Source organism: Pseudoalteromonas sp. 1181_04 (genome assembly GCF_052850545.1).
In genome coordinates, this window is the sequence record NZ_VXCS01000053.1 from 1 (window position 1) to 7,207 (window position 7,207).

General features: G+C 37.8%; 12 protein-coding genes and 1 pseudogene. All 13 read right to left on the reverse strand.

What is annotated here, in order from left to right; all coding sequences use genetic code 11:
* Positions 1 to 310 precede the first annotated feature (310 nt).
* A complete protein-coding gene (locus FW757_RS22765; RefSeq protein ID WP_182719054.1) occupies positions 311 to 655 on the reverse strand; it encodes a PEGA domain-containing protein in 345 nt (114 codons plus the stop codon).
* 264 nt (positions 656 to 919) lie between these two features.
* Positions 920 to 1,162, reverse strand: a complete 243-nt coding sequence (locus FW757_RS22770) for a hypothetical protein (protein ID WP_182719053.1) — start codon at positions 1,160 to 1,162, stop codon at positions 920 to 922.
* A gap of 48 nt (positions 1,163 to 1,210) precedes the next feature.
* Entirely contained in the window at positions 1,211 to 1,555 is a 345-nt protein-coding gene (locus FW757_RS22775; protein WP_182740459.1) for a DUF600 domain-containing protein, read from the reverse strand.
* A 67-nt stretch (positions 1,556 to 1,622) separates the two neighbouring features.
* Positions 1,623 to 2,099, reverse strand: coding sequence for an SMI1/KNR4 family protein (locus FW757_RS22780; RefSeq protein ID WP_182719051.1), 477 nt, complete (start codon positions 2,097 to 2,099; stop codon positions 1,623 to 1,625).
* Between the two features lie 62 nt (positions 2,100 to 2,161).
* Positions 2,162 to 2,842, reverse strand: a complete 681-nt coding sequence (locus FW757_RS22785; RefSeq protein ID WP_446441756.1) for a GAD-like domain-containing protein — start codon at positions 2,840 to 2,842, stop codon at positions 2,162 to 2,164.
* 7 nt (positions 2,843 to 2,849) lie between these two features.
* On the reverse strand, positions 2,850 to 2,999 hold the full coding sequence (locus tag FW757_RS22790; protein WP_182740481.1) for a hypothetical protein: 150 nt from the start codon (positions 2,997 to 2,999) through the stop codon (positions 2,850 to 2,852).
* A gap of 224 nt (positions 3,000 to 3,223) precedes the next feature.
* Positions 3,224 to 3,559, reverse strand: a pseudogene (locus FW757_RS22795) (DUF600 domain-containing protein).
* 24 nt (positions 3,560 to 3,583) lie between these two features.
* Positions 3,584 to 4,051 (reverse strand): YrhA family protein, encoded by a 468-nt coding sequence (locus FW757_RS22800; RefSeq protein WP_446441757.1) that lies wholly within the window; start codon positions 4,049 to 4,051, stop codon positions 3,584 to 3,586.
* Between the two features lie 2 nt (positions 4,052 to 4,053).
* Positions 4,054 to 4,761: an HNH endonuclease signature motif containing protein gene (locus FW757_RS22805; protein ID WP_446441758.1), complete on the reverse strand. Its 708-nt coding sequence runs from the start codon at positions 4,759 to 4,761 to the stop codon at positions 4,054 to 4,056.
* A 360-nt stretch (positions 4,762 to 5,121) separates the two neighbouring features.
* Positions 5,122 to 5,466: an immunity protein YezG family protein gene (locus tag FW757_RS22810; protein WP_182740454.1), complete on the reverse strand. Its 345-nt coding sequence runs from the start codon at positions 5,464 to 5,466 to the stop codon at positions 5,122 to 5,124.
* 38 nt (positions 5,467 to 5,504) lie between these two features.
* Positions 5,505 to 5,957: an SMI1/KNR4 family protein gene (locus tag FW757_RS22815; RefSeq protein ID WP_182768401.1), complete on the reverse strand. Its 453-nt coding sequence runs from the start codon at positions 5,955 to 5,957 to the stop codon at positions 5,505 to 5,507.
* A gap of 6 nt (positions 5,958 to 5,963) precedes the next feature.
* Positions 5,964 to 6,398, reverse strand: a complete 435-nt coding sequence (locus FW757_RS22820; protein WP_404676322.1) for a hypothetical protein — start codon at positions 6,396 to 6,398, stop codon at positions 5,964 to 5,966.
* A 447-nt stretch (positions 6,399 to 6,845) separates the two neighbouring features.
* On the reverse strand, positions 6,846 to 7,190 hold the full coding sequence (locus FW757_RS22825) for an immunity protein YezG family protein (protein ID WP_182768425.1): 345 nt from the start codon (positions 7,188 to 7,190) through the stop codon (positions 6,846 to 6,848).
* Positions 7,191 to 7,207: the final 17 nt, after the last annotated feature.

A 7,207-nucleotide genomic window follows, 5' to 3' on the forward strand; every position in this document is an offset into this window, starting at 1 on the left:
GGTAAACACCAAAGATAGTTGAAACTACTAAAAGCACTTGATTCAACCAAAAAATAGTGCTTTTTAGCTCTTTATTATCAACTATTTTAAGTGCGTTAGGTATTCGTGTGGAGATTTTATTTAAGCTGTCAGAATAGTTTTGTGATGACTCCAAAATTAATATCCTTATTCTTTACTGTCCATTTAATGAGCGCAATAGAATACGGGTATTTCTTTAATGCGACAATAACTTTGTATGTAAACTATACTTAATTTTTAATAAAGATAACACAAAGTGATGATGGCAAGAATACACTTGCCACCAGGGGTACTATAACGCAGATTGGCTTGCTTCAATTTGATCTAATTCGATAGTCAGGATCGTTTTCTTGTCAACAGTAACCCACTTTCTATAGGTTAAGTAACCATCTTTAGTAACTTCGATGTCGTATTTACCTTCATCGAGTTCAATACCAGCTTCGTATTTCGGCTTTATATTCATAATGCGAATACGGGCGTCATCAGGAGAAGTAATAACAGTCAATGATATTGCACTGTTAACTTCTTCTGCGACAACAACTGGTTGTTCAACTGGGGCTGCCTGTTGTTCAACTTTTGGGCTGCTTGAACAACCTGATAGCATCACTATAGCAACCAGCGCACTTAATTTTTTCATAATTACTCCATTAAATTGTTCATTATAAACATCTTTGTTTATATCACTTTTAGCAACGAAAAATCATGGAGTAACAATAGGAAGGATTATATTTCTACTAGAGTCTTCCATGACTTTTATATTTACTTTAACTATAAATCAAATGGCATTTTAGTATGTATAAGGATGAGGTTCAAATCATAGTTGCAAAAAATACCAGTTTTTCCTTGTTTTGTTATATTTATAACAATAAAAGAAACAATTTCATTATGATTATGATAAATATTAGCTTAGAGCTTTACTCTTTTTAAGCTTAGCAAATCGTCGCCATGTACCCCATATTAAAACAGTCACAAGCAGAAATACCGTGATGTAAAAGGCCATAATAGCCACTTTGATCATTAGTAAACATGCGATAATAATGGCGAAGATGATCGCGATACGAATAACCGGGCTTTTGATAAATTTACTTGAAAAAAGTAAGGCGGTTAGGCTTAGCTTGCTACGGGTGTTTTTCTTAACATCCATGTTTTTTGTCCTTAGTGTTTTTGTATTAGAGTAATTTACTTATTTAAGTTAGTGCGTATTTTGTGCAGTAATAACGTCATCATCGTGATTGTTACGCTCAAAGTTGAGATTAAATTGGCCTTGGCGATTAATGGTAAAAATAGCGCGTGTCCAGTTTTCGGGTTGCTGCTTTGTGGCTTTATCAAATACTTGTTTGAATAAATTGACTATCTCGTCTTTCACGGTAATTGGCTGTTCACTTGAGTCATCTGCTGTTTGATAATGGGCTTTGCATTCAAGTACGTTTTCATCTTCGCAATTTAAAATGAGTTGTGCTTTAAGCCACGGCTCATTAATTTGCTGATAAAGGTACTGACCGAGTTGTTGTGGGATGTTTGTAATGTCAGGTTTCATGTGCTGTCCTTAGTATTATAAATGAGCTTTAAATTAAATGATCAAACATAAAGTTTGTAAATATATGTCAGCCGAAAGACATCGCATTAAGGAATTTTTGGAAATTATCAAAAGCTTTGTAAAAAACAGGCGATAATTCTTCAGATTCATTATGATCCCATATTACTACTTTAGGATTTATTGCATCTTCTTTGAAGTCTAGGCATAAAAAATCACCACCAAAAAGATAAGCAAAAGGTAAGGTCTCGGCTCCAACCAAGTCTTCGTTAGCTGTAAGTCTTTCCTCAATTTGAGCCATTACTACTTTAATTTCGTATTGCATCAGTCCACTATCGAGTTTTTCATCTTCCGAAACTATTAAAAATCTTTCCAATACCCGCTCTTCAGAGTTAATTCTTATAATAGCTTCCTCTGGGGATGCACCATTGAATTCTAAAATAAACTCTCTGTAGCTAATTGGTAAGTTAATATTAAAAAACATTTCTAATGAATATAGCTCATCATGTGTTACTGAAACTTTTTTCTTTAAGTCTAAGTTTTTCATTAAGTTATGTGTGCCAAATAAAGCTCGTTTAAGTCCTCAACTAATCACATTTGCATACAGCGTTATTCGTACTGCTTAATAGCGCCACGTACCATAGAAGCCATATCAATAATTTCCATATCCCCCATGTCGGCAATTAAATTCAAATGGGCAAAAATATCGCACTTTTCAATATTCTTGATTTTTTTCTCGCCACCCATAAATAAAAATGGCGCAAAGCCGTACACTTCATCAGCATTGAGTGGGCCATGTTTTTTTAATGCCGCAGGAAAAAGTGGTTTCTTTTGGTTATTTTTAATATCAAGTCGCTCAGGGCTTTGAAATGCTATAAAATTTTTTATTGTCCGCTCAGTTTTACCAGCTTTAATATCTTGCTCACTTCCTTCGCTTGTCGTTATCCAGTTAAGGTGCGGGCTGATTTTAAGTGATACACCTGTTTTCTCGCCGTAGACCTGAAGCTTCCCCCAGGCATTACGCGCTATAACATAATAAATATCATCTTGCTCAAACGGGGTGTCTTCTAAAAACCGGTCAAGAATGTCTTGATAATCCGCTGGATTTGTCAGCCAAAATAAACCATCGGCAAAGCCGCTAAAACCGAGTATTTGCCAGTATTCAAGTAGCTGGTCAGGCAGTTTCCCTCGATACGCTTCTATATCAGCGGTAGTCGCGGGTACAGTTGTTGTTGGTTGCCTAAATTTGCTTAGAAAATAATCTAAGGCGTCATCATTCGTTTCTATCATGGGCTCTCTACTTTTTGTTTAACGGGCAGCGCTCAAGTTGAATGTTTAACTTAGCATTTGGCCCATGTTTTTTAAATGCTTTTTCTATTTGCTCATCCATTAATTGCACGCGTGTTTTATCCCCTTTTTTACTTCCTATAGCTCTGCTTTGGCCCACTGCGGACCTAAAGAGCCGTTGCAATGGTCGTTACCATGTTGAAGCGAGCGGAATGAGAGTACATAACTAACAGCTAAATGGTGTCTGTGGATGTGTTGTGCAGGCACGCAAAAATGTATGGCTAAACACTAATCTTAAACGATTCTAGCGCTCAGCCTTACAACATCCATGTTGTTAAAAAGCGGGTTTATTTTTACTTGAATTCAAGTTATCAATGAGTACATTTACTGCGCTGTGATTACTTCATGAACGGTATTCTCACGCTCAAAGTTGAGATTAAATTGGCCTTGGCGATTAATGGTAAAAATAGCCCGCGTCCAGTTTTCTGGTTGGTGCTTTGTGGCTTTATCAAATACTTGTTTGAATAAACCGACTATCTCGTCTGTCACGGTAATTGGTTGTTCGCTTGCATCATCCGCTGTTTGATAGTGAGCTTTGCATTCAAGCTCGCTTTCATCTTCGCAGTTTAAAATAAGTTGTGCTTCAAGCTACGGCTATTTTATTTGCTGATAAAGGTACTGACCGAGTTGTTGGCGGATGTTTTTTATGTCTGGTTGCATATGCTGTCCTTAGCGTTGTTTGATTTATTCAAAAATATTTGCTGTTTTAAGTAAAGAGCTTATCGCCAAAGTTAAAGTCGGGAAACTTTCTAGCTCTTCCCACGTGAAAGAGTCTACAATCTGAAATTGATTTACCTCTAAGTGATAAACCACCCTTGAGCTGCTTTCATCACAAAAAGCGACGAAATTACGTAAAGATTCTTCTACATGAAATTCTTGATTGGCTTCAATAATTCCAGCTAAGTAATATGGTTCATTTTGTTCTTTAGCACTATAGAGATTTAATCCATTTACAGAAAAGCCATTTGATATTTTTAATAGATCTAAAAATTCACTTGGAGGTTGAAACTTGAAGGCTTTGGTGAAATACGCACTAAAAGCTTTTACCTCATCCAAACTGATAGGCGTTAGAAAAAAACCTTCGCCAAAGTGAGTTTGCTCTTCTGAGTTTTTCTCTATCAGGTAATTAATTAATTCATTTACATTTTTCATAGTTACCTCGGATATACATTCCCTTTTGGAAATGGCCACTCTGTTGATTTTACATCACCAATTTCTAGCCCATTAGTAGCTCTTTTTTGAAAAGTCGTGAAAGCTGAGTGCTCTGGGCTATTTCTGATGAGTACTAAGTTGCTAAAGTCATTTGTTCCACCATCATCTAAAGGAAGTTTATGGTGAACTTGCCAGCCATTTGGTACACGTCCTGCCTTTAATTTTGCTATATCACTTGAAGAAACACCAAGTTTATCTAATTGGGATAATATATCTTTATTATCAGATAATTCTTCAAGAAATTTTTTGCGAACACCATTATCAAACTTACTTCGCAAAGCTTTGTACTCAGCTCGATCACGCTTTAAGTAATCAATCTTTTTAAATTCTACATTTTTGAGGACTAAATTTTTCCCTTTGTATGAACCAATAAACTCACCTTTAGCCCCCTTTAAATCATTCCCTTTCGGCGGCTCAAGCTCATTGGCAACGGTTTTCTTCGGTTTGCCCACTACACCTGTACTTGCCGGTGGCTCAAACTCATCGAGGGCTTTGTTTACGCGATTGCCAATTTCATTTGCGGCGTTTCTTACGCCTTGGTCTATTTGCGGGGTGACTTCATCAAGTTGTTTGACCATGGCTTGCATGCCGTCAATGGCCGAGTCTGGCAGTAGGAGGTCGTATTTCCAGCTAGTTGAAATATCTTGCAAGGTATCTCTAAAGCTTTTAATAATTGCTTTGACTTCACTGGCGGCTTGTTTGCCTAAGTCTTGCCAGTTTATTTTACGTAAATACTGAACAGGGTCGCCTTTGCCTACTTTCGTTGGGTATAAAGCCGGAGGACTGCAATAGCGGCTTCCATCGATTCGTTGCTGTCATTGGCTTTATCATCAAATAATAATTCGTTGTGGGCTGCGGGGGAATTATGTCGCGGGGTAAACCCGCTGCTACGAATGCGTAGACTCGAATTTACTTGTGCAAAAATGAAAGGCAGGGCACTAATCAGCGGCTGTATTAGCGCCTAGCCAAACAACATCCATGTTGTTAAAGAGCGGGTAAATCAATATTGTTTAATAAGTTTGCTGTGCAGTGATAACGTCATCATCATTATTATCACGCTCAAAGTTCAGGTTGAACTGGCCTTGCCGTGTAATAGTAAAAATGGCGCGCATCCAGTTTTCTGGTTGGTGTTTAGTGGCATTCTCAAGAAGGGTGTTGAATAAATCGACTATCTCGTCTGTCACGGTAATCGGCTGTTCGCTTATATCAGCAGCAGTTTGATAATGGGCTTTGCATTCAAGTACGCTTTCATCTTCGCAATTTAAAATGAGTTGGGCTTCAAGCCACGGCTCATTTATTTGCTGGTACAAGTATTGCCCAAGATGTTGGGGGATGTTTTTTATTTCTGGTTGCATGTGCTGTCCTTAGCGTGTTCAATTAGCTTTAATAGATTCTACGAGGTTCTAAGTTCAACATAATCACAAAAGAATGAGAGGAAGGAATCAGCTATTACTCCGTCAACTTGTTTTTTAAATAAATTATAATTAACCAGTGGGTATTCTTTTTCTTGGGTATTAGAATCTAAGCACCAACAAATTTCATTTTCTTTATAAAAAATTACAATTAAATGGGGGGGTAATTCAAATGTTTCCCTGCAATCTAGTGTGTCACCTAATATCGTTCCTCCACGCTTCAAAGTAGCATTATTATCTTCAATACCAGATACCTCCGCATCGATTGTCCCACCTCCACCACATTCTTTTAAAAAACCAACTAATGAAGGCGGGAGTTTTATCGAAATTAGCTGTTCAAGTAGTGCTATTTCTTTCAAGTCAGCCGAACCTTGCCAAAAGGTTTCGTGTTCACTCAAATCAAGTTGTTTGATTAACTCACTATATTTATTCATACAGATTTACCTACTCAAAATCTTTTGCTCTAAGTTTCCAGTACTCTTTTTTAAATTTTTCATACTAATATTGGAGCGAAGGGTTATTCCTAAAGCTATTATCATCTTCAATTTTATCTTTAATACTTGAATCAACATTTGTGCTATTTCTGACGTAAAGTCAAGATCGTTTTTATATATCTTGCGATTATTGAGTAAATTTGAGCTGTATATTTTGTCGGTTGAATTAGAAAGTTTTTTACTTTGAGCCTCCTTCAAATCATTCCATTTCGGTGGCTCTAATTCATTGGCTACCGTCTTCTTCGGTTTGCCCACTACGCCTGTGCTTGCCGGTGGCTCAAATTCATCGAGGGCTTTATTTACGCGATTGCCAATTTCATTTGCGGCGTTTCTTACGCCTTGGTCTATTTGCGGGGTGACTTCATCAAGCTGTTTGACCATAGCTTGCATGCCGTCAATGGCCGAGTCTGGCAGTAGGAGGTCGTATTTCCAGCTGGTTGAAATGTCATTAAGAGTATCTCTAAAGCTTTTAATAACTGCTTTGACTTCACTGGCGGCTTGTTTGCCTAAGTCTTGCCAGTTTATTTTACGTAAATACTGAACAGGGTCGCCTTTGCCTACTTTCGTTGGGTAAAGAGCCGGAATACTGCAATAGCGGCTTCCATCGATTCGTTGCTGTCATTGGCTTTATCATCAAATAATAGTTCGTTGTGGGCTGCGGGGGAATTATGTCGCGGGGTAAACCCGCTGCTACGAATGCGTAGACTCGAATTTACTTGTGCAAAAATGAAAGGCAGGGCACTAATCAGCGGCTGTATTAGCGCCTAGCCAAACAACATCCATGTTGTTAAAGAGCGGTAAATTATTTATTTGAATCTAGGTTATGAATTAATGTGTTTGTTGTGCGGTAATAACGTCATCATCATTATTATCACGCTCAAAGTTGAGATTAAATTGACCTTGGCGATTAATGGTAAAAATAGCGCGTGTCCAGTTTTCTGGTTGGTGTTGGGTGGCTTTTTCAAATAGGGTGTTGAATAAATCGACTATCTCGTCCGTCACGGTAATCGGCTGTTCGCTTGTATCAGCAGCAGTTTGATAATGGGCTTTGCATTCAAGTACGTTTTCATCTTCGCAATTTAAAATGAGTTGTGCTTCAAGCCACGGCTCATTTATTTGCTGGTACAAGTATTGCCCAAGTTGTTGGGGGATGTTTTTTATTTCAGGTCGCATGTGCTGTCCTTAGCGTT

Excerpts from the sequence above, each read along its gene's own strand:
- FW757_RS22765 (WP_182719054.1), bottom strand. The coding sequence starts at position 655 with ATGAAAAAATTAAGTGCGCTGGTTGCTATAGTGATGCTATCAGGTTGT.
- FW757_RS22770 (WP_182719053.1), bottom strand. The coding sequence starts at position 1,162 with ATGGATGTTAAGAAAAACACCCGTAGCAAGCTAAGCCTAACCGCCTTA.
- FW757_RS22775 (WP_182740459.1), bottom strand. The coding sequence starts at position 1,555 with ATGAAACCTGACATTACAAACATCCCACAACAACTCGGTCAGTACCTT.
- FW757_RS22780 (WP_182719051.1), bottom strand. The coding sequence starts at position 2,099 with ATGAAAAACTTAGACTTAAAGAAAAAAGTTTCAGTAACACATGATGAG.
- FW757_RS22785 (WP_446441756.1), bottom strand. The coding sequence starts at position 2,842 with ATGATAGAAACGAATGATGACGCCTTAGATTATTTTCTAAGCAAATTT.
- FW757_RS22800 (WP_446441757.1), bottom strand. The coding sequence starts at position 4,051 with ATGAAAAATGTAAATGAATTAATTAATTACCTGATAGAGAAAAACTCA.
- FW757_RS22810 (WP_182740454.1), bottom strand. The coding sequence starts at position 5,466 with ATGCAACCAGAAATAAAAAACATCCCCCAACATCTTGGGCAATACTTG.
- FW757_RS22815 (WP_182768401.1), bottom strand. The coding sequence starts at position 5,957 with ATGAATAAATATAGTGAGTTAATCAAACAACTTGATTTGAGTGAACAC.
- FW757_RS22820 (WP_404676322.1), bottom strand. The coding sequence starts at position 6,398 with ATGGTCAAACAGCTTGATGAAGTCACCCCGCAAATAGACCAAGGCGTA.
- FW757_RS22825 (WP_182768425.1), bottom strand. The coding sequence starts at position 7,190 with ATGCGACCTGAAATAAAAAACATCCCCCAACAACTTGGGCAATACTTG.